Raw genomic sequence first — 2,634 nt, forward strand, 5'->3', positions numbered from 1 at the left:
AGATGTCCGTGGCCTACCCTGACCGGTTTAATAAGTATTTATAAACAATGCTCACACACAAACAACTTGACACACTCTTGCGGCCGCACTCACGAACGTGGCAAGAGCAAAGAGCAGCAATAAAACAACGGACCCTCGTGCGACATCTGCGGTGAATGGTCCGGTCCACCTTTCTTCATAAAAAATGCCAACCCGTTCCGCGCTACCAGCAACAATCAGTTGGGTTAATATCCACCCGATCATTCCACCGATCACCATGGTGAGCCCGGTCGATAATGATGCATGGAAGGCCGCATTGAACGGGGATTCGCCAAGCGACCGAAGAACGTTATGGACAGAACGACGCCGCTGCCTATCAGCTGCAAAAACTGCAAAAATAACAGCGCATACAACAAATCCCCCGACGAACCACGCGACATAAGCAGGGATGACCTGGTAGGCTATCGCGTTCTCAGAAGCGCGATGCGCTACCCTATCAGGCGTTGCCACCTGCGCCTGACCTTGTCCGAGTTCGTTCGCAAGCGGCATGAGCGGATCATCCGTCAGCCACGAATCCGCTCTTCCCAAAATCTCCGTGCTATCAGTGACCGCTATGGCGGTGCGGTCGCGAATAGAAGCCGGATTTTCGATTATCCCAACCACGCGAAATGTTGCAGGAGAATTTTTCCCCTCTCCTTCAAGATCCGCGAGGGCGATATCTCCGCCTGGCTCTACGTCGAGAAGACGGGCAACCTCGCTACTCACCGCAATCTCGCCCGCAGAAGCCGGGTGGTTTCCCGCGATTAACATGCCCATATCCCCCTGACCGCTCAGGTAGGTAACATCGGCCGTTGTTGCAGCATCATCAGTTTGGCCCTGCCGGGCCAAGATATTTGCGCGGGAGTGGATAACAGCAACGGCTTTTCCGTTGCTTTCGAGATCTCTCAGATATTCTTTGACATTTTCGTTTCCGGAAACTCGCTGCGCATACGAACCAAATGATGCCTGCGCTTCGCGGATCTGAACCTGATTATGCGCATTAAAGAATGCACCCAGACTTGCTGCAATCATCGTAAGAAGAATCGCCACAATAAGGGTATACAAAGCGCGCCGCGGTTGATCAACGAGCATTTTCCAGACGAGGCGAACGCGTTGCTTTCCCATGGTCACCTCTCTACGACAAGCCGATGGTCCCGAATGCGCACCACGTGATCGGTGTGCCGGGCGAAAGCCTCGTCGTGAGTACCCGCTATGACCGTTAAGCCTTCCGAGTGCGCAAGATCGGAGAGTAACGTAGCTATACTCGCAGTGTTATCAGCATCGAGTGCGCCGGTGGGTTCATCGGCAAGAAGAAGTAGCGGCTGCCCACTAACAGCACGCGCGATGGCGACCCGTTGTTGTTCGCCCCCGGAAAGCGTGCTACCCGGCGGTTTTGGGAGGTTTCCAATCCAATCCGGGCAAGAAGTTCTTGTGCGTGTGTGCGATCTGCAGGAGTAGCTTTCCCGGCAGCTATTTCTCTTGCCAATAAGATATTCTCGGTCGGGCTTAGGAATGGCACCAGCAGATAATCTTGGAAAATTTGTCCAATCAATCGTGAGCGCAGTTCAGGAATATCAATGTTTTCCAGGTTTCGTTCCCCGATGCTTATCGTTCCTGCTCCAGGAACCAGCCGCTTAGAGAGTAAGCGAAATAATGTTGTTTTCCCAGAGCCGGACGGCCCCATAAGGCTATAAAATAAGCCTTTCTCAAAAACCACGGATGCGTTCTGGAAAATAACCCGGGTCTCGTTCCGAGAAGCGTAGGAAAAACTCAAATCCTCAATGCGAATTCCCATATTCCCTCACCGATTGGTAGGAAGAATATCCCGGTGGGCAACAACGCGTTCACCCACCGGGATCATCTACTAAATATTATCGACCTGCGTAATCAATACGGGCGTCGCGGGGCCACCCTTGCATCGTGGCCGACCATCCGATAGTCCGGTAAACGGTGTTAGTAGCGGTAAACCATTTCGAATGGAAATCCGGATGGAGAGCAATATCGAGGGTTACACGAGCTTTGGTGTCGCTATTGAGTGAATAGCACTGGCCCGCGCCGAGAGTATAGCCCACTCCATTTTCAAGCCATGCCTCGCAGTTTCCACCCAATGCTTGAGCGCCGGTGCTCGGCAGTGATAGCACTCCAGCGGCAGCAATCACGCCGGCAATGAGTGCACGCTTAGTTTTACTTCTTCTAATAGGTCGATATTCCGTGGAATTTTTCCATGATATCTCCTTCAAGTACACCGTTGAACTTGCCATACCATAACGCCACCATAAATATGGGACGTTAGTCATACACTAACAAGTGAAAACTCGCGGCCGCAAGATGGAAATCAGATAGAAATGAACCTACTGATTAACGCGAGTCGGGCACCGACACCTGTGCATCGCCTCTTTTCGTTGCAGCGGCCGTAGCAGAAAGAATAAGCACGACGCCGCCGCTAGACCGCTACGCCTTAGCCGAGCAGATAGGATCAACCAGAGTGGTAACCTCCCCGGGCCGGCGGCGCGAACATGCGGGTACGGAAATCGGGCGCCAGGGTTAATAGACAAATGGTGGGTCTTATATCCGGGGTTTGCCCCGCCATAGCAACGAAAAGTCGGCCTTATTGAG

Annotated in this window: 2 protein-coding genes and 1 pseudogene; all 3 read right to left on the reverse strand. The window is 52.7% G+C overall.

Annotation, left to right across the window (positions count from 1 at the left end; all coding sequences use genetic code 11):
- Positions 1–51 precede the first annotated feature (51 nt).
- Positions 52–1,143: an ABC transporter permease family protein gene (locus ACRQDJ_RS09185; protein ID WP_435718003.1), complete on the reverse strand. Its 1,092-nt coding sequence runs from the start codon at positions 1,141–1,143 to the stop codon at positions 52–54.
- 2 nt (positions 1,144–1,145) lie between these two features.
- Positions 1,146–1,813: pseudogene (locus ACRQDJ_RS09190) on the reverse strand (ATP-binding cassette domain-containing protein).
- Positions 1,814–1,889: 76 nt separating this feature from the next.
- Positions 1,890–2,315, reverse strand: a complete 426-nt coding sequence (locus ACRQDJ_RS09195) for a hypothetical protein (protein WP_284897544.1) — start codon at positions 2,313–2,315, stop codon at positions 1,890–1,892.
- Between the last annotated feature and the right edge of the window lie 319 nt (positions 2,316–2,634).

It is taken from the genome of Actinotignum urematis (genome assembly GCF_051264595.1).
Lineage (GTDB): Bacteria > Actinomycetota > Actinomycetes > Actinomycetales > Actinomycetaceae > Actinotignum > Actinotignum timonense_A.